General features: G+C 69.0%; 16 protein-coding genes. 12 read left to right on the forward strand and 4 right to left on the reverse strand.

The window, feature by feature from the left end; genetic code table 11:
* The first annotated feature begins 109 nt into the window (after window positions 1–109).
* Window positions 110–2,137, forward strand: coding sequence for a transketolase (gene tkt, locus AB3K92_RS25260; RefSeq protein WP_048026127.1), 2,028 nt, complete (start codon window positions 110–112; stop codon window positions 2,135–2,137).
* Window positions 2,138–2,223: 86 nt separating this feature from the next.
* Entirely contained in the window at window positions 2,224–3,234 is a 1,011-nt protein-coding gene (gene gap / locus AB3K92_RS25265) for a type I glyceraldehyde-3-phosphate dehydrogenase (protein ID WP_006485712.1), read from the forward strand.
* A 75-nt stretch (window positions 3,235–3,309) separates the two neighbouring features.
* Here gap and AB3K92_RS25270 read toward each other — a convergent pair whose 3' ends face one another.
* Complete coding sequence (locus AB3K92_RS25270) at window positions 3,310–4,200, reverse strand: LysR substrate-binding domain-containing protein (RefSeq protein ID WP_021159274.1); 891 nt, start codon at window positions 4,198–4,200, stop codon at window positions 3,310–3,312.
* 151 nt (window positions 4,201–4,351) lie between these two features.
* On the opposite strand from AB3K92_RS25270, the gene AB3K92_RS25275 reads away from it, so the two are divergent.
* The 4 genes from AB3K92_RS25275 to AB3K92_RS25290 all read left to right on the forward strand — a co-directional run bounded on the left by AB3K92_RS25275 (window position 4,352) and on the right by AB3K92_RS25290 (window position 8,823).
* The gene (locus AB3K92_RS25275; protein ID WP_111998926.1) at window positions 4,352–5,125 is read left to right on the forward strand and encodes an SDR family NAD(P)-dependent oxidoreductase; all 774 of its coding nucleotides are present in this window, start codon (window positions 4,352–4,354) and stop codon (window positions 5,123–5,125) included.
* 154 nt (window positions 5,126–5,279) lie between these two features.
* On the forward strand, window positions 5,280–6,728 hold the full coding sequence (locus AB3K92_RS25280; RefSeq protein WP_060304876.1) for an MFS transporter: 1,449 nt from the start codon (window positions 5,280–5,282) through the stop codon (window positions 6,726–6,728).
* A gap of 69 nt (window positions 6,729–6,797) precedes the next feature.
* A complete protein-coding gene (locus AB3K92_RS25285) occupies window positions 6,798–7,754 on the forward strand; it encodes a 2-hydroxyacid dehydrogenase (protein ID WP_369466043.1) in 957 nt (318 codons plus the stop codon).
* A gap of 10 nt (window positions 7,755–7,764) precedes the next feature.
* The gene (locus AB3K92_RS25290) at window positions 7,765–8,823 is read left to right on the forward strand and encodes an L-idonate 5-dehydrogenase (protein WP_369466044.1); all 1,059 of its coding nucleotides are present in this window, start codon (window positions 7,765–7,767) and stop codon (window positions 8,821–8,823) included.
* A 107-nt stretch (window positions 8,824–8,930) separates the two neighbouring features.
* Here AB3K92_RS25290 and AB3K92_RS25295 read toward each other — a convergent pair whose 3' ends face one another.
* Entirely contained in the window at window positions 8,931–10,130 is a 1,200-nt protein-coding gene (locus tag AB3K92_RS25295) for an MFS transporter (protein ID WP_369466046.1), read from the reverse strand.
* A gap of 312 nt (window positions 10,131–10,442) precedes the next feature.
* Here AB3K92_RS25295 and cynR point away from each other — a divergent pair, with 312 nt between their 5' ends.
* Window positions 10,443–11,333 (forward strand): transcriptional regulator CynR, encoded by an 891-nt coding sequence (gene cynR / locus AB3K92_RS25300; protein ID WP_059493445.1) that lies wholly within the window; start codon window positions 10,443–10,445, stop codon window positions 11,331–11,333.
* Between the two features lie 36 nt (window positions 11,334–11,369).
* On the opposite strand, the gene AB3K92_RS25305 is transcribed toward cynR, so the two are convergent.
* The gene (locus AB3K92_RS25305) at window positions 11,370–12,092 is read right to left on the reverse strand and encodes a FadR/GntR family transcriptional regulator (RefSeq protein ID WP_081052479.1); all 723 of its coding nucleotides are present in this window, start codon (window positions 12,090–12,092) and stop codon (window positions 11,370–11,372) included.
* Between the two features lie 213 nt (window positions 12,093–12,305).
* Here AB3K92_RS25305 and AB3K92_RS25310 point away from each other — a divergent pair, with 213 nt between their 5' ends.
* From AB3K92_RS25310 to AB3K92_RS25320, 3 genes are all read left to right on the forward strand, one after another.
* Window positions 12,306–13,628: a C4-dicarboxylate transporter DctA gene (locus AB3K92_RS25310; RefSeq protein ID WP_021159282.1), complete on the forward strand. Its 1,323-nt coding sequence runs from the start codon at window positions 12,306–12,308 to the stop codon at window positions 13,626–13,628.
* A gap of 106 nt (window positions 13,629–13,734) precedes the next feature.
* Entirely contained in the window at window positions 13,735–14,742 is a 1,008-nt protein-coding gene (alc, locus tag AB3K92_RS25315) for an allantoicase (protein ID WP_369466047.1), read from the forward strand.
* A 14-nt stretch (window positions 14,743–14,756) separates the two neighbouring features.
* Window positions 14,757–15,281: an ureidoglycolate lyase gene (locus AB3K92_RS25320; protein WP_021159284.1), complete on the forward strand. Its 525-nt coding sequence runs from the start codon at window positions 14,757–14,759 to the stop codon at window positions 15,279–15,281.
* A gap of 220 nt (window positions 15,282–15,501) precedes the next feature.
* Here AB3K92_RS25320 and fur read toward each other — a convergent pair whose 3' ends face one another.
* Window positions 15,502–15,930: a ferric iron uptake transcriptional regulator gene (fur, locus tag AB3K92_RS25325; RefSeq protein ID WP_006400349.1), complete on the reverse strand. Its 429-nt coding sequence runs from the start codon at window positions 15,928–15,930 to the stop codon at window positions 15,502–15,504.
* Between the two features lie 142 nt (window positions 15,931–16,072).
* Between fur and bamE the strand changes: the two genes are divergently transcribed.
* Together bamE and dapB are read left to right on the forward strand one after the other, a co-directional pair.
* Window positions 16,073–16,888 (forward strand): outer membrane protein assembly factor BamE, encoded by an 816-nt coding sequence (gene bamE / locus AB3K92_RS25330; RefSeq protein ID WP_021159285.1) that lies wholly within the window; start codon window positions 16,073–16,075, stop codon window positions 16,886–16,888.
* A 62-nt stretch (window positions 16,889–16,950) separates the two neighbouring features.
* On the forward strand, window positions 16,951–17,748 hold the full coding sequence (dapB, locus tag AB3K92_RS25335) for a 4-hydroxy-tetrahydrodipicolinate reductase (protein ID WP_021159286.1): 798 nt from the start codon (window positions 16,951–16,953) through the stop codon (window positions 17,746–17,748).
* Window positions 17,749–17,766 lie beyond the last annotated feature (18 nt).

Raw genomic sequence — 17,766 nt, forward strand, 5'->3', positions numbered from 1 at the left:
CGTCCGCTTCGCGTCCGTCAGGCGCCGCACCGCGCGCCGGGAACGATCGACGCCCGAGCTTCCGGATGCCGCCGTGCCCCGTTTCCTCGACTCGTTCTCCGGACTCGACATGACGACTTCGTCTCCCGCCTCTACCACCCTGATGGCCAACGCGATCCGCGCGCTCGCGATGGACGCCGTCCAGCAAGCGAACTCCGGCCACCCCGGCATGCCGATGGGCATGGCCGAAATCGGCGTCGCGCTCTGGTCGCGCCACCTGAAGCACAACCCGACGAACCCGCACTGGGCCGACCGCGACCGCTTCGTGCTGTCGAACGGCCATGGCTCGATGCTGCTGTACTCGCTGCTGCACCTGACCGGCTACGACCTGCCGATCGAAGAGCTGAAGAACTTCCGCCAGCTGCACTCGAAGACGCCGGGCCACCCGGAATACGGCATCACGCCGGGCGTCGAGACGACCACCGGCCCGCTCGGCCAGGGTCTCGCGAACGCGGTCGGCATGGCGCTCGGCGAAGCGCTGATGGCCGACGAGTTCAACCGTGACGGCGCGAAGATCGTCGATCACCACACGTACGTGTTCCTCGGCGACGGCTGCCTGATGGAAGGCATCTCGCACGAAGCCTGCTCGCTCGCCGGCACGCTGAAGCTGAACAAGCTGATCGCGCTGTACGACGACAACGGCATCTCGATCGACGGCGACGTCGTGAACTGGTTCCACGACGACACCCCGAAGCGCTTCGAAGCGTACGGCTGGAACGTGATCCCGAACGTGAACGGCCATGACGTCGACGCGGTCGACGCGGCCATCGCGAAGGCGAAGCTGTCGGACAAGCCGACGCTGATCTGCTGCAAGACGGTGATCGGCCAGGGCGCGGCGACCAAGGCCGGCGGCCACGACGTGCACGGCGCGGCACTCGGCGCGGAAGAAATCGCGAAGACGCGCGAAGCGCTCGGCTGGAAGTGGGAGCCGTTCGTGATCCCGCAGGAAGTCTACGCGGCATGGGATGCGAAGGAAGCCGGCAAGCGCGCCGAAACCGAATGGGACGCGACGTTCGCCGCCTATCGCGCGAAGTTCCCGGCAGAAGCCGCCGAATTCGAGCGCCGGATGGCCAACAAGCTGCCGGCCGACTGGGCTGAAAAGGCTGCGGCGATCATCGCCGGCGCGAACGAGCGCGCCGAGACGGTCGCGACCCGCAAGGCGTCGCAGCAGGCGATCGAAGGGCTGGCTGCCGCGCTGCCGGAGCTGCTCGGCGGCTCGGCCGACCTGACCGGCTCGAACCTGACCAACTGGAAGGCGTCGAAGGCCGTCCGCGCGAATCCGGAAGGCCCGGGCGTCGTGCTGGGCAACCACATCAACTACGGCGTGCGCGAATTCGGCATGAGCGCCGCGATCAACGGCCTTGCGCTGCACGGCGGCCACAAGCCGTTCGGCGGCACGTTCCTGACGTTCTCCGACTACAGCCGCAACGCGCTGCGCGTGGCCGCGCTGATGAAGGTGCCGTCGATCTTCGTGTTCACGCACGATTCGATCGGCCTCGGCGAAGACGGCCCGACGCACCAGTCGATCGAGCACGTGTCGAGCCTGCGCCTGATCCCGAACCACGACGTGTGGCGTCCGGCCGACACGGTCGAGACGGCCGTCGCGTGGACCCACGCGGTCGCCGCCGACCGTCCGTCGAGCCTGATCTTCAGCCGCCAGAACCTGGCATTCAACCCGCGTACCGATGCGCAGATCGCGAACATCGAGAAGGGCGGCTACGTGCTGAAGGACTGGGACGAAGAGATCGTCGCGCGCAAGATCATCCTGATCGCGACGGGCTCGGAAGTCGAGCTCGCGATGAAGGCTGTCGAGCCGCTCGCGCAGCAAGGCATCGCGGCACGCGTCGTGTCGATGCCGTCGACCAACGTGTTCGACCGCCAGGACGCCGAATACCGTGAACGCGTGCTGCCGCACGGCGTGCGCCGTGTCGCGATCGAAGCGGGCGTGACGTCGTTCTGGCACAAGTACGTCGGCCTCGAGGGCGGCGTCGTCGGGATCGACACGTTCGGCGAATCGGCACCGGCCGGCGTACTGTTCAAGTACTTCGGCTTCACCGTCGAGCACGTCGTCGAGACCGCCAAGGCCGTGCTGGCCTAAAGACATACGCGACGCGCGCCACCCCTCGCGCGCGTCGCACGTGAAGCTGCACGAAACGAATTTTTTCAGCCATCAGGAGATAGACCATGACGATTCGCGTCGCAATCAACGGCTACGGCCGTATCGGCCGCAACACGCTGCGCGCGTTCTATGAAAACGGCAAGAAGCACGATCTCGAGATCGTCGCGATCAACGACCTGGGCGATGCGAAGACCAACGCGCACCTGACCCAGTACGACACCGCGCACGGCAAGTTCCCGGGCGAAGTGTCGGTCGACGGCGATTACCTCGTCGTGAACGGCGACAAGATCCGCGTGCTGGCGAACCGCAACCCGGCAGAACTGCCGTGGGGCGAGCTGGGCGTCGACGTCGTGATGGAATGCACGGGCTTCTTCACGACGAAGGAAAAGGCGAGCGCGCACCTGAAGGGCGGCGCGAAGAAGGTCATCATCTCGGCACCGGGCGGCAAGGACGTCGACGCGACGATCGTCTACGGCGTGAACCACGACGTGCTGAAGGCCGAGCACACCGTCATCTCGAACGCATCGTGCACGACGAACTGCCTCGCGCCGCTCGTCAAGCCGCTGAACGACAAGATCGGCCTCGAAACCGGCCTGATGACGACGATCCACGCTTACACCAACGACCAGGTGCTGACGGACGTCTATCACGAAGACCTGCGCCGCGCGCGTTCGGCTACCCACAGCCAGATCCCGACGAAGACGGGTGCGGCTTCGGCCGTCGGCCTCGTGCTGCCGGAACTGAACGGCAAGCTCGACGGTTACGCGATCCGCGTCCCGACGATCAACGTGTCGATCGTCGACCTGTCGTTCATCGCGAAGCGCGACACGACGGTCGAGGAAGTCAACGCGATCATGAAGGAAGCATCGGAAGGCGCGCTGAAGGGCATCCTCGGCTACAACGACGCACCGCTGGTGTCGATCGACTTCAACCACAACCCGGCTTCGTCGACGTTCGACGCAACGCTGACCAAGGTGTCGGGCCGCCTCGTGAAGGTGTCGAGCTGGTACGACAACGAGTGGGGTTTCTCGAACCGCATGCTGGATACGGCTGTCGCATTCGCGAACGCGAAGTAATCCCGCACGTTGCGCGGCCGCCGCAAGGCGGCCGGCGTGGCGAACGAGCCCGGCCCGGTTTTCCGGCCGGGTTTTTTATTGCCCGGCGTTCGCCGTCACGTGTTCGAGCGCGTCGACGAACGCGCGCTTCAGCGGGCTGTCGAGATCGGTCCACGCGAGGCCGATACCGGTGCGGTGCCCGGCCAGGTCGAGCGGCCGCGCGAGCACGTTCGGCGGCAGCGCGCTGGCAGCCTCCGCCGGCATCAGCCCGATCCCCATCCCCGCCGCGACGAGCGCGAGCATCGTCGTGAACTCCCCGAACTCCTGCGCGATCTCGAGCGTCGTGCCCGCGCGGCTCAGCGCGAGCAGCATGTCGTCGTGAAAACCCGGCGCGTAGCGGCGCGCGAGCACGAACGCGGGCTGGCCGCGCAGCGCGGCCGGCGGGATGGCGTCGTGCGCGGCGAGCGGATGGTCGAGCGGCAGCGCGACGACGAAGCCTTCCTCGAGCACCACGCGCGTGTCGATGCCCGCATACGCGGCCGGCAGCCGGATCATCCCGAAATCGATCCGCCGGTCGCGCAGCGCGGCGACCTGGTCGGGCGTCGGCATGTCCTTCAGTTCGAGCGTGATCAGCGGATAGCGCTCGCGCATCGTGCGCAGCACGGCCGGCAGCAGCGCGGGCAGCACCGACGACACGAACGCGATCCGCAGCGTGCCGATCTCGCCGCGGCTCGACAGCCGCGCCATCTGTTCCGCGCGCGCGGCCTGCTGCAGCGTGGCGCGTGCCTCGGGCAGGAACACGCGCCCCGTCTCGCTCAGTTCGACCTTGTGCCGGTCGCGCTCGAACAGGCGTGCGCCGAGTTCTTCTTCGAGCGCCTTGATCTGCATGCTCAGCGCGGGTTGCACGATGAACAGGCGTTGCGCGGCGCGCCCGAAATGCAGTTCTTCCGCGAGCGTGACGAAGGCGCGCAATTGCTTGAGTTCCATGGGCGGCGGGCAGGCGTGGGCGGTAATCAGATTTCATGATAACCGGATCAAAAAAGACCATTGGCGCGGTGCCCGGCCGGCGGCCGAAGATACCGTCAACGCGAGACCGGCCGCGATGGGCCGCCGGCTCGACTGGCACGAGGAGACACGCATGACTCACGCGCTCGAACGGTTCCGCCTTGACCGCCGCCGCGCATTGATTACCGGTTCCGGACGCGGGATCGGGCTGACGCTCGCCCGCGGGCTGGCCGAAGCCGGCGCGGCGATCGTCATCAACGATCGCAATGAGGAGAAGGCCGCGACGCTCGTGCGGCATCTGCGCGAGGAAGGTTTCACGGCCGACTACGCGGTATTCGACGTCGCCGAGCACGCGCAGGTGCGTGCGGCGATCGACGATTTCGAGGCGCGCGTCGGCGCGATCGACATCCTCGTGAACAACGCGGGCATCCAGCGCCGCGCGCCGCTCGACGCATTCGAACCCGACGACTGGCAGGCACTGATGCGCGTGAACCTCGACGGCGTGTTCAACGTCGCGCAGGCGGTGGCGCGGCACATGATCGCGCGCGGCCGCGGGAAGATCATCAACATCTGCTCGGTGCAGAGCGAGCTCGCGCGGCCGACGATCGCGCCGTATGCCGCGACCAAGGGCGCGGTGCGGATGCTGACCAAAGGAATGTGCGCCGATTGGGCGCGCCACGGCATCCAGGCGAACGGCCTCGCGCCCGGCTATTTCGAAACCGAACTCAACCGCGCGCTGGTCGACGACGCCGCGTTCTCCGACTGGCTGTGCAAGCGCACGCCGGCCGGCCGCTGGGGGCGCGTCGACGAGCTGTGCGGGGCGGCGATCTTCCTCGCATCGGCCGCGTCCGATTTCGTGAACGGCCAGACGCTGTTCGTCGACGGCGGCCTGACCAGCGCCGTCTGAGCGGCGGCGCGAGCGCGCCATGCGCGCAGCGCCGTTGCGCCGGCCGCGGCCAGCATCCGAATTCCCAGAAGAGCCCGCCGCACGAGCGGGCCGATGTCCCGGTCGCGGTACGCGGCCGGGTTCCGGAACGGAAGGCAGGAGACAGGAGACAACGATGGATCGCATTTCCCCGCCGCCCGCGCGGCACGATGCAGGGTCCGTTGCGCCGGGCGAGACCGTCGAGCGCCGCGGCGTCGACACGAAGCAGCTCAACCGCGCGGCATGGACCTGCTCGCTCGGCAGCGCGCTCGAATACTACGATTTCGCGTTGTACACGCTCGCATCGGCGCTGGTTTTCGGGCCGCTGTTCTTTCCCGCGCAGACCGCCGAGATGCGGCTGATCGCGAGCTTCGGCACCTACTTCGTCGGCTTTGCGGTGCGCCCGCTCGGCGGGGTCGTGTTCGGTGTGCTCGGCGACCGGATCGGCCGCAAGTTCGTGCTGACGGCGACGGTGCTGCTGATGGGCGTCGCAAGCACGCTGATCGGCGTGCTGCCGACCTTCGAAACGGCGGGCTACTGGGCCCCCGGGCTGCTCGTGCTGCTGCGCATCCTGCAGGGCCTCGGTGCCGGTGCCGAGCAGGCCGGCGCCGCGGTGCTGATGACCGAATACGCGCCGCCCGGCAAGCGCGGCTTCTATGCGTCGCTGCCGTTCCTGGGCATCCAGCTCGGCACGGTGCTGGCGGCCGCGGTCTATTTCCTGCTGCTCGCCAACCTCGACCGCGTCACCGACGGCTGGGGCTGGCGCGTGCCGTTCCTGTTCAGCGCGGTGATCGTCGCGGTCGGGATCTACATGCGCGTGCGGCTGCACGAGTCGCCGACCTTCGTGCGGCTCGAGAAGCGTGCGCAGGTATCGGCGAATCCGCTGAAAAGCGCCGTGCAGCATTCGAAGCGCTCGCTGCTGATCGGCATCGGCCTGCGGATGGCCGAGAACGGCGGCTCGTCGATCTACCAGGCGCTCGCCGTCAGCTATCTCGCGGGCGTGATCGGCATGAAGGGGCCGATCGGCGCGCTCGCGCTGGTGTGCGCGGCGACCGTCGGCGCATGTACGGTGCCGCTGGCGGGCCGGCTCAGCGACCGCTTCGGCCGCGTGCGCGTGTATCGCGCGTTCGCGTGGCTTCAGCTCGCGCTCGCGTTCCCGGTGTGGTGGATCTTCAGCCAGGGGAACGTGGTCGCGAGCGTGATCGCGATCTCGGTCGCGCAGGGCTTCGCGAACTGGGGGATGCTCGGCGCGCAGGCCGCGCTGCTGCCCGAACTGTTCGGCGCGCGCCATCGCTACATGGGCGTGTCGTTCTCGCGCGAAGTGTCGGCCGTGCTCGCGGGCGGGATCGCACCGCTCGTCGGCGCGACGATCATCGCGACCGTGATCGCGCTGCACGGCGGCGATCACGCGGCCGGCGTGCGCGCCTGGGTGCCGATCGCCGCGTACCTGGTGCTGCTGACGCTGATCACGCTGTTCACGACGTCGCGGATGCCCGAAACGCTGAACCGCGATCTCGACGATCCGCTCGACGCGGCGCAGGTGGCGCAGGCCCCGGGCGCCGATGCGCTCGCGCGGCACGCATGAACGGGCCGGGCGGCTGACGCGGCCCGGCATGCCTTCGCATTCAACTGACATCGACAGGAGCTAGCGCAGATGGCGCACGAATCGACCCAGCGGCCCGAACTGCTGATGACGGGCCCTTACCAGCCGTGGGACGACGCATGGCTGTCGGCAGGTTATGACGTCCACCGGCTGTGGGAAGCCACCGACCGCGCGGCGTTCCTCGCCGAACACGGCGCCGGCGTGCGCGCGATCGCGACACGCGGCGATCTCGGCGCGAATGCCGCGCTGATCGCCGCGCTGCCGAAGCTCGAGATCATCGCGTGCTACGGCGTCGGCACCGATGCGATCGACCTGGCCGCCGCGCGCGAGCGCGGCATCCGCGTGACGAACACGCCCGACGTGCTGACCGGCGACGTGGCCGACCTCGGTGTCGGGCTCGCGCTCGCGCTGATGCGTCGCATCGGCGCCGGCGACGCGTACGTGCGTTCCGGCGCCTGGCGCGACGGCGACATGCCGCTCGTCACGCGGCTGTATGGCAAGCGCGTCGGCGTGGTCGGCTTCGGCCGGATCGGCTCGACGGTTGCGCGCCGGCTGTCGGGCTTCGACGTCGAGCTCGGCTACTTCGACGTCGCGCCGTGCGCGGACAGCCCGCACCGCTTTTTCGGCGACCTCGCCGAGCTGGCCGGCTGGTGCGACCTGCTGATCGTCACGCTCGCGGGCGGGCCGGCGACGCGTCACCTCGTCGGCGCCGCCGTGCTCGACGCACTCGGGCCGCAAGGCTATCTGGTGAACGTGTCGCGTGGCACGACCGTCGACGAACCCGCGCTGCTCGACGCGCTCGAGCGCGGTGCGATCGCCGGTGCGGCGCTCGACGTGTTCTGGAACGAGCCGCGCATCGACCCGCGTTTCCTCGCGTTGCCGAACGTGCTGCTGCAGCCGCACCATGCGAGCGGCACGATCGAGACGCGCCAGGCGATGGGCTGGCTGGTGCGCGACAACCTTGCCGCGCACTTCGCCGGCGTGCCGCTGGTCACGCCGGTCGTCTGAGGAGGCTGTCATGCGTATGCGTTGCATGTGTGTCGTGATCCACGGGCCGAACGACCTGCGGGTGGAAGAGCAGGACGCGGGCGAGATCGGCCCGGGGCAGGTGCGCGTCGAGGTCGCGATGGGCGGCATCTGCGGCTCCGATCTCCATTACTTCCGGCACGGCGGCTTCGGTGCGATCCGGCTGCAGCAGCCGATGGTGCTCGGCCACGAGGTTGCCGGCACGGTCGCGGAAGTCGCGCCGGACGTGACGTCGGTGAAGGTCGGCGATCGCGTCGCGGTCAATCCGAGCCGGCCGTGCGGTGCGTGCCGCTACTGCCTCGAAGGGCTGCCGAACCAGTGCCTCGACATGCGCTTCTACGGCAGCGCGATGCGGATGCCGCACGTGCAGGGCGCATTCCGCAACGCGCTCGTGTGCGACGCGGTGCAGTGCGTGAAGGTCGCCGATCACGTGCCGATGTCGCTCGCGGCGCTCGCCGAACCGTTCGCGGTCGGGCTGCACGCGGTGTCGCGCGCGGGCCCGCTGATCGGCAAGCGCGTGCTCGTGTCGGGCTGCGGGCCGATCGGCGTGCTCGCGGTCGCGGCGGCGCGCGTGCACGGCGCGGCGGAGATCGTCGCGACCGACGTCGTCGAGGCGCCGCTGGAAGTGGCGAGCGCGCTCGGCGCCGACCGCACGATCAACGCGGCGGCCGACGCCGGATGGGTCGAGCGCTACAGCGCCGACAAGGGCACGTTCGACGTGGTGATCGAGTGTTCGGGCAATGCGCGCGCGCTGCGCGACGGGCTGGACGTGATGCGTCCGCGCGGGGTCGTCGTGCAGCTCGGGCTCGGCGGCGACGTCAGCCTGCCGCAGAACGTCGTGGTCGCGAAGGAGCTGTCGATCTGCGGTTCGTTCCGCTTTCACGCGGAATTCGCGCTCGCGGTGCAGCTCATCAATGCGGGGCGCGTCGACCTGCGGCCGGCCGTCACGCGCGTGTTCCCGATGCGCGACGCGAACCTCGCGTTCGAACTGGCCGGCGACCGGCAGCGTGCGATGAAGGTGCTGATCGATTTCGTCGACGAGGCTGCGTGACGGTCGCGCACCGGCGCGCGACTGTCTCGACGCGATCGTGAAAAGGGCACGCCCGCGCTTCGCGGGGCGTGCCCTTTTTCAGGGTGACGAGAAAACGCCCCGCTGAATTACTGCGTGACCTGCCGCACGCCGACGCGCTGCGACGCGAGCCACAACACGACCAGCACGCCCGCGAGCGCCGCGCCCGCGATGCACACGCCGCGCCAGCCGTCGATGCCGTACGCGATGCTCGCCGCAAACGACCCGAGCGCGCCGCCGATGAAGTAGCTCGTCAGGTAGATCGTCGTCACGCGGCTGCGCGCGTTGCCGGCCAGCGCATAGATCACGCTCTGGTTCGAGATGTGGACGCCCTGCACGCCGACGTCGAGCAGCAGGATGCCCGCGATCAGCGCCGCGAGCGAGTGCGCGCCGGCCGCGATCAGCGCGAACGACGCGAGCACGGCCGCCGCGAACAACCCCGTCGCCGCATTGCCGTGTCCGCGATCGACCAGCCGGCCGGCCGACGTCGCCGCGAGCGCGCCCACCGCGCCGACGACGCCGAACAGGCCGATCTGCCCTTCGGAATAGCTGTACGGCGGCTGGCTCAGCAGGAACGTGAGGCCCGTCCACAGCAGGCTGAAGCACGCGAACACGAGCGCGCCGTAGGCGGAGCGCAGCGCGATCAGCGGTTGCGCGCGCACCAGCGCGACGAGCGACTTCATCAGCGCCGCATAGTCGACGCGCGCGTCGCGGCGATCCTTCGGCAGCTTCACGGCGAGCACGGCCGTCAGCGCGAGCACCATCACCGCGGCGATGCCGTACACGGCCCGCCAGCCGAACCCGTCGGCGATCGCACCGGCCGCGACGCGCGCGAGCAGGATGCCGAGCAGCAGCCCGCTCATCACGGTGCCGACCGCGCGGCCGCGCGAGCGCGCGTCGGCGAGCGACGCCGCGAACGGCACCAGCAGCTGCGTCGAACAGGTGACGAAGCCGACCGCGACGTTCGCGACGACGAACATCGTGAAGTTCGTGCTGAACGTGACCGCGGCCAGCGCGACGACGTTGAGCATCAGCAGCCGCACGATCAGCGTGTGGCGGTTGACCGCGTCGCCGAGCGGGACGATCAGCAGCAGGCTCGCCGCATACCCGAGCTGCGTCAGCGTGACGAGATAGCCGAGTTCGGTCGGCGCGCGGCCGAAGCTGTGCGCGATCGCGGCGAGCAGCGGCTGCGCGTAGTAGATGTTGCCGATGACGATGCCGCACGCGCACGCGAACAGCAGCGTCATGCCGCGGGTCAGGGGAGGATGGTTGTCTTGATGCGGTTCCATGGTCGCGAAAAACAGCGGCGCCGGCCGGCGGCACGGGGCCGTCGGCTGCGCGGGGTGGCGGAAATCGGGGCCGGCGTCAACGGATCGGCGGTGAACCGATGCGCGCCGGGCGGATCGCGGCCGGGCCCGGATCGGGCGGGCGGCGGATCGTCGTGCGGCGGGCGCAGGCAGGCGGGCCCGGGCGGGCCGTTCCGGTGCGGAAAGCAGGTGCGATGTGCCGGAACGGATGTGCGTATGATGCGGGAATCGAACCATAGCGTCCAAGACTGGATCGTTATGGTCTTCATTGGCAAAACCAATACAACGGCCGCCATGCTACTGCGCCACATCCGCTATTTCCTGGCCGTCGCCGAGCAGCGCAGTTTCACGCGCGCGGCCGACGCGCTGCACGTGTCGCAGCCGACGCTGTCGCAGCAGGTCCGCCAGCTCGAGGACACGCTCGGCGTGCAGCTGTTCGACCGCTCGGGCCGCGCGGTGCAGCTCACCGAGTTCGGCGAGGTCTATGCGCGCCACGCGCGTGCCGCGCTGCATGAGCTCGATACGGGGCAGCGCGCGCTGCACGACGTCGCCGGCCTCGGCAGCGGGTCGTTGCGGCTCGCGATGATGCCGACCTTCGCGGCCTACCTGAGCGGCTCGCTGATCGACGCGTTCCATGCCGACTATCCGAACGTCGCGCTGACGATCGACGCGATGCCGCAGGAACGCATCGAGGCGCTGCTCGCCGACGACCGGCTCGACGCGGGCTTCGCGTTCATGCCGCCGCGCGCGCCGGACGTCGACGCACTGCCGCTGTGGGACGAGCCGCTCGCGCTCGTGACGGGCCGCACGCACCGTCTTGCGCGGCGGCGCCGCGCGCTGACGCCGGCCGAGCTCGGCGGCGAGCCGCTGGTGCTGCTGAGCCGCGCGTTCGCGACGCGCGAGAGCATCGACCGCTATTTCATCGAGCACGGCGCGAGGCCGAAGATCGCGATCGAGACGAATACGGTCAGCGCGGTGCTGGAGCTCGTGCGGTGCGGCCGGCTCGCGACGGTGCTGCCCGACGCGGTCGCGCGCGAGAGTGCCGACCTGTGCGCGCTGGAGATCGATCCGCCGCTGCCCGCGCGCACGGCTGCGCTGCTGACACGCAAGGGCGCGTACCGCAGCGTCGCGGCGCGCGCGTTCATCGAGCGTGCGCTCGCGTATCGGGATCCGTCGGGAGGCTGACCGGTACGACGGGGCGGCGCGCGGCCGCCCGGGCCGTCAGATGCGCGGTGTCGGGAAGAAGATGCCCGCGCGCTGCGCGGCGTTCGCGATGTGCGTTTCGATCGCGGTGCCCGCGGCGGCGGCATCGCGTGCGATCAGCGCGTCGACGATCGCGCGGTGCTCGGTCCACGTCGACAGCAGCAGCTCGCGCCGGTAGAACGGCATGCGCTGGCTTTCCTTCATGATGTCGGCGCTGCTGCGCAGGATCGATTCGATCGCCGCGTTGCCCGCGAGATGGATGATCCGCATGTGGAAGTCGAAGTCGAGCTGCGATGCCGCGTCGAGCTCGCTTTCGGTGAGCGCGACGTGCAGGTCGGCGAGATTGTCCTCGAACCACGCGATGTCGTCGTCGGTGACGACGTGCGCGGCCATTCGCGCGGCGAATCCTTCGAGCGCGTAGCGCATCTGGTAGGTATCGGGCGGCGACGACTGCTCGGCGAATCGCCACGCATGGGCGGCCGTGGCCTGCGCGCTTTCGACATACACGCCCTTGCCCGCGCGGATGCGCAGCATCCCGAGCGCCTCGAGCGTCGACAGCGCCTCGCGCAGCGACGCGCGGCTGATCTCCAGCTCCTCGGAGAGCTGGCGCTGGGCCGGCAGCAGGCTGCCGACCGGATACACGCCTGCCTCGATCCGGTCGCGGATCGTCGCGATGGCGGCGTCGGTCACGGTGTGCGGAACGTTTTTCATGAGATGAACTTTGGCCGGTCTGACCGGCATTGTAATCCGCACGCAGGCGGTGCATGAACGCCCTACGGGAAAGCCACGATCTGCCCCTGTCCGGTGCGTGTCGGGCGGGCGGGGAGGGGGTGGGAAATCCCTATTTTGTCCGTCCTTGACGCCACTATATCGGCTTCCTACTATCCACCATAACATCACTGGTCTTACCAGTATGAACAGACGAAACTGCAACCGTTGGATCGGGAGAGCGCCGTGTCGAAATTCCTTAATTCGCTGTTTGGCCGGGTAGTCGTCGCACTTATCCTAGGGATCGCGCTGGGCGCGTTCTTCCCGCATTTCGCCGAGTCGTTGCGACCGCTCGGCGACGGCTTCCTGAAGCTCATCAAGATGGTGATCGGGCCGATCGTGTTCTGCGTCGTGGTCAGCGGGATGGCGAACGCGGGCGACCTGAAGAAGGTCGGCCGGGTCGGCCTGAAGGCCGTCATCTACTTCGAGGTGATGACGACGCTCGCGCTCGGCATCGGCCTCGTGCTCGCGTGGGTCACGCGCCCGGGCGTCGGGATGAACATCGACCTGCGCTCGCTCGACGCGTCGTCGCTCGCGTCGTACGCGAAGAACGCCGAGAGCCTGAAGGACACGGCCGGCTACCTGATGAAGATCATCCCCGAGACCGCGATCGACGCGTTCGCGAAGGGCGACATCCTGCAGATCCTCGTGTTCGCGGTGCTGTTCGGTTCCGCGCTGTCGCTGCTCGGCGACAAGGCGCAACGCGTCAACTCGCTGATCGAGGAACTGTCGCACGTGTTCTTCCGGATCATCGGCTTCATCATCAAGCTCGCGCCGCTCGGCGTGCTCGGCGCGATCGCGTTCACGACCGGCAAGTACGGCGTCGCGTCGCTCAAGCAGCTCGGCTACCTGGTGGCGGTGTTCTACCTGAGCTGCTTCGTGTTCGTCACGGTCGTGCTCGGCGTGGTGATGCGGCTCGCGGGATTCTCGGTGTTCAAGCTGATCCGCTACCTGCGCGAGGAACTGTCGATCGTGCTCGGCACGGCGTCGTCGGACGCGGTGCTGCCGCAGGTGATGCGCAAGCTCGAATACATGGGCGTGAAGGATTCGACGGTCGGCCTCGTGATCCCGACCGGCTATTCGTTCAACCTCGACGGCTTCTCGATCTACCTGACGCTCGCCGTGCTGTTCATCGCACAGGCCACCAACACGCCGCTGTCGACGCATGACCTGATCGTCGTGCTGCTCGTGTCGCTCGTCACGTCGAAGGGCGCGCACGGGATTCCGGGCTCGGCGATCGTGATCCTCGCGGCGACGCTGTCGGCGATCCCCGCGATTCCCGTGCTCGGCCTCGTGCTGATCCTGCCGGTCGACTGGTTCGTCGGCATCGCCCGTGCGCTGACCAACCTGATCGGCAACTGCGTCGCGACGGTGGTCGTCGCGGTGTGGGAGAACGACATCGACCGGGCCCGCGCGAAGCGCGTGCTGAACCGCGAGCTGCGCTACGTGCCGGCCGAAGAGGAAGACCGCACGGCACCGGTTGCCGGCGACCAGGCTCACGCGCTCTGAGCGCGACCCCGCGCGGGCGGCTTTGCCCCAGGCCGCCCCGCGCACCACGCATTCATGTGGCCGGCGCCTCGATGCGCCGGCCCTTCATCAAACTACAGGAGACGACATGGCAGCCCCCATCCTCGATCCGGATGCGCCGGCGTTTACGCAGCGTTACATGAACCTCGCCGACCCGCGCCTCGGGGCGCAGGCGCTCTTTGCCAGCGACGAGTTCTTCGCGCCGAAGGAGCGCATGCTCAATCCCGAGCCGGCCGTGTTCATCCCCGGCAAGTACGACGACCACGGCAAGTGGATGGACGGCTGGGAAACGCGCCGCAAGCGCACGACCGGCCACGACTTCTGCGTGGTGCGGCTCGCGCGGCCGGGCGTGATTCACGGCGTCGACCTCGACACGAGCCATTTCACCGGCAACTTCCCGCCGGCCGCGTCGATCGACGCGTGCGTCGCCGAAGGCGACACGCCGTCCGACAACGCCGAGTGGCGCACGATCGTCCCGGCGACGACGCTGCAGGGCAATTCGCATCACTACGTGAGCGTCGACGATGCGCAACCGTATACGCACCTGCGCGTGAACCTGTACCCGGACGGCGGCCTCGCGCGGCTGCGCGTGTACGGCCAGCCGCAGCGCGACTGGCGCCAGGTGCCGGCCGGCGAGCTCGTCGACCTCGCGGCGATCGAGAACGGCGGTTACCTGGTGGCCGCGAACAACCAGCACTTCGGCCCGGCATCGCAGATGCTGATGCCGGGGCGCGGCGCGAACATGGGCGACGGCTGGGAAACGCGGCGCCGCCGCGAGCCCGGCAACGACTGGGCGATCGTCGCGCTCGCGCGGCCGGGCATCATCCGGCGCGTCGAGGTCGATACCGCGTTCTTCAAGGGCAATTTCCCCGACCGCTGCTCGCTGCAGGCCGCGAGGGTGGCGGGCGGCACCGACGATTCGCTCGTCACGCAGGCGATGTTCTGGGCCGAACTGCTCGGCGAGCAGAAGCTGTCGATGGACCACGTCCACACGTTCGACCAGCTTGCGGCGCTCGGCCCCGTCACGCACGTGCGTTTCAACATCTTCCCGGACGGCGGCGTGTCGCGCCTGCGTCTGTGGGGCGAACCGGCTTGAAGGAGGGCAACGGCATGAGCGGATCCCGTATCCTGCGCGTCGAGCGCCTGACCCGCGAAGCGTTCGCGCCGTTCGGCGACGTGATCGCGCTCGAAGGCGCGCGCCATTTCCCGATCAACGGCGGCACGACCGAGCGCTTCCACGATCTCGCGACGATCGACGTGTGCGCGGACGGCGGCCGCCCGCTCGTCAGCGTATTCCGCGCGCAGCCGCGTGCGCTGCCGGTCGCGGTCACGCTGATGGAGCGCCATCCGCATGGCAGCCAGGCGTTCATCCCGCTCGCCGCGGTGTCGCGTTACGCGATCGTCGTCGCGCCGGCCGGCGAGTTCCGGCCCGACGCGATGCGCGCGTTCCTCGCGGAAGGCTGGCAGGGCGTGAACTATGCGAAGGGCGTCTGGCACCATCCGCTGCTCGCGCTGGATGCGGTCAGCGATTTCGTGATCGTCGATCGCGGCGGCCCGCAGCCGAACTGCGATGAAATCCCGCTCGAGCACGCATGGGCGCTCGAGTTCGAACCGGCCTGCGCGGGCGCGGCATGACGAAGGCGGGCAGGCGGCCCCCTCCGGCGGCCTGATGTCACCCGGGGCCGGCCGGGCAGGCAGCGCGAAGGGTGTGCGAAAGCCTGGGCGGGCCCGCCCGTGGGGCGGCGGCGCGCCGCCGGTTTCCCCGGGGCGACTCTTGCGTATCCCGAAAAGAAGACGGCCCGGAAGGCGAATTGCCGTCCGGGCCGTGTTGCATGCGCCGCGTGCGCGGTGGATCTCAGTGCTTGCGGTGCGGGCAGTTCTCGGTCGTGCAGGAACCGTACATCGCCAGCGAGTGCTCCTGGAGCCGGAAGCCGCGCTCCTTCGCGATCGCCTGCTGGCGGCTTTCGATCTCGGCGTCGAAGAATTCCTCGACCCGGCCGCAATCGAGGCACACGAGGTGGTCGTGGTGCGAGCCTTCGTTCAGTTCGAACACGGCCTTGCCGGATTCGAAGTTGCTGCGCGACAGCAGGCCGGCCTGCTCGAACTGCGTCAGCACGCGGTAGACGGTGGCAAGCCCGATGTCGAGCTGCTCGTTGAGCAGGTTCCGGTAGACGTCTTCTGCGGTCAGATGGCGCACCGGGCTTTGCTGGAAGATCTCGAGAATCTTGAGGCGCGGTAGGGTGGCCTTTAGCCCGATATTCTTGAGATCCGTCGGATTGGTCATGGCTAGGCATCCCTAGAGTACAATGCAGGGCTTCAATGTTACCGGCTTTTCGCCGTTCCAGAAACACGCGCGGCCTGCGACGCGGGCCTGCACGGTGAGGGAAATGATTCCAGAATCTCTTTCGCACTTTCAGAGGAGCCGCATGCGGAGTGTCATCATCGCTGCCGCCGCCGTTGCCGCGCTGGCTGGTTGTTCGTCGTACGACAGCGTGACGCAGCGCATCGCGCAGAGCATCACCCCCTACCGGATCACCGTCGTGCAAGGCAACTTCGTGTCGCAGGAGAAAGCCTCGCAGCTGCAGGTCGGCATGTCGCGCGAGCAGGTACGCGCGCTGCTCGGCACCCCGCTGCTGGCGGACATGTTCCACGCCGACCGCTGGGATTACCTCTTCTACTTCAAGCGCGGCTCGACGGCGGTCGTCCAGCAGCGCGATCTCGTCGTGACGTTCTCGGGCGATCGCGTCGCGGGCTGGACGGGGGCGGACAACCTGCCTTCGGAACTCGACCTGCTGGCCGACATCGACGGCGACCGTGGCGGCAAGAAGGCGAAGGCGGCCGCAGCGGCGAAGAAGGCCGCCGAGGCTGCCGCCGCCGCGAGCGCCGCACAGGCGGCGAGCGCGCCGGCGCCGGAGACGGTCGCGAGCCCGTCCACCGTGCCGGCGTCCGGCGCGGTGGTCGACCAGGATGCGAACGCGCAGGCCGCCCGCGCGGCGAACCGCGCGACCAACCAGGTGTCGGGCCAGGGCACGGCCGCGCGGCGGTTCACGCCGTCCACGCAGGCTTCCGGCGGTGCGCCGGTGCCGGGCGGCCAGCCGCCGGGCGCGGTTCCGGCGATCCAGCCGCAGTTCCAGTTCCATCGTCCGCCGCCGCCGAACGCGTCGAACGAGGCGTCGCCGCCGGTCGGCCCGCAAGGTTCCGACACGCTGCAGAACCAGCCGCTCACCGCGCCGGCGCAGTAAACCCGCGCGCGGAAACAGGGCGGCATGCGCCGCCCGCCTTTAGACCTGTCGTGTAGAAAGCCATGAAGATTGCGATTGCCGGCGCATCGGGCCGTATGGGCCGGATGCTGATCGAAGCCGTTCTCAACGATTCCGACGCGCAGCTCGTCGGCGCGCTCGACCGCGCCGATTCGCCGTTCCTCGGCCAGGACGCCGGCGCGTTCCTCGGCAAGGAAACCGGGGTCAGGCTGACAGCCGATCTCGACGCCGTGTTCGCGCAGGCCGACTACCTGATCGACTTCACGCGTCCGGAAGGCACGATGGCCCATATCGAGGCCGCGCTGCGCCACGACGTGAAGCTCGTGATCGGCACGACCGGCTTCACCGCCGAGCAGAAGGCCGGGCTGCAGGCCGCGGCGGGCAAGATCGGCATCGTGTTCGCGGCGAACATGAGCGTCGGCGTGAACGTCACGCTGAAGCTGCTCGAATTCGCGGCGAAGCACTTCTCGCACGGCTACGACATCGAGATCATCGAGGCGCATCACCGCCACAAGGTCGACGCGCCGTCGGGCACCGCGCTGATGATGGGCGAAGCGGTCGCCGGCGCGCTCGGGCGCTCGCTCGACGATTGCGCGGTGTACGGCCGCCACGGCGTGACGGGCGAACGCGATCCGTCGTCGATCGGCTTCGCGGCGGTGCGCGGCGGCGACATCGTCGGCGATCACACCGTGCTGTTCGCCGGGATCGGCGAGCGCATCGAGATCACGCACAAGTCGTCGAGCCGCGTGTCGTATGCGCAGGGCGCGCTGCGCGCGGTCCGCTTCCTGTCGGCGCGCGGCGCCGGCCTGTTCGACATGCAGGACGTGCTCGGCCTGCGCTGACCTCACGGGGAAACTCCG

Origin of the sequence: Burkholderia sp. Bmkn7, from assembly GCF_041103175.1 — a bacterium.
GTDB classification, from domain to species: Bacteria; Pseudomonadota; Gammaproteobacteria; order Burkholderiales; family Burkholderiaceae; genus Burkholderia; species Burkholderia cepacia.